The following is a 984-nucleotide window of genomic DNA, read 5'->3' as shown; positions in this document are numbered from 1 at the left end:
GCAAACTTCCCGTTCTGTACCATTGAACCAAACACTGGTGTGGTTCCTGTGCCAGATCTACGTCTAGACGCACTAGCAAAGATCGTTAACCCACAGAAAGTTCTACCTACTACAATGGAATTCGTAGACATCGCTGGTTTGGTTGCGGGCGCATCTCGTGGTGAAGGCCTAGGTAACAAATTCCTAGCGAACATCCGTGAAACAGACGCTATCGGTCACGTTGTACGCTGTTTCGAAAACGAAAATATCGTTCACGTTGCAGGTAAAGTATCTCCAATCGAAGATATTGAAGTAATCAACCTTGAACTAGCTATGGCTGACCTTGATTCTTGTGAGCGCGCGATTCAGCGTAACGCGAAGAAAGCAAAAGGCGGCGACAAAGACGCGAAGTTCGAGCTGACAGTTCTAGAAAAGCTGCTTCCTGTACTAACAGAAGGTGGTTCAGCGCGTACCGTTGAGCTTTCTAAAGAAGAATTAGCAGCAGTAGGTTACCTAAACTTCCTAACGCTAAAACCAACCATGTACATTGCAAACGTAAATGAAGATGGTTTTGAAGACAACCCGTACCTAGACGCAGTACGTGAGTTCGCAGCAAAAGAAAACAACGTGGTTGTTCCTGTATGTGCAGCGATCGAATCAGAAATGGCTGAACTAGAAGACGACGAACGCGAAGAGTTTCTAGCGGATCTAGGCATCGAAGAACCTGGTCTAAACCGCGTAATTCGTGCTGGTTACGAACTGCTAAGTCTACAGACGTACTTCACAGCTGGCGTTAAAGAAGTTCGTGCATGGACAATTCCTGTTGGCGCAACAGCACCAAAGGCAGCAGCGAAGATCCACACTGACTTTGAAAAAGGCTTCATCCGTGCAGAAGTCGTTGGTTACGAAGACTTCATCCAATACAACGGTGAAAACGGAGCAAAAGACGCAGGTAAATGGCGTCTAGAAGGTAAAGACTACATCGTAAAAGATGGCGACGTTGTA

1 protein-coding gene is annotated in these 984 nt (G+C 46.3%); it reads left to right on the top strand.

All coding sequences use genetic code 11. The features are described 5' to 3' along the window. On the top strand, positions 1–984 hold a 984-nt coding region (gene ychF / locus R7E78_RS31240; protein ID WP_318058433.1), incomplete at both ends, for a redox-regulated ATPase YchF.

It is taken from the genome of Vibrio sp. YT-19(2023), assembly GCF_033337395.1.
The sequence above is the reverse complement of the archived record's forward strand: the minus strand, read 5'-3'. Positions and strand labels throughout refer to the sequence as shown.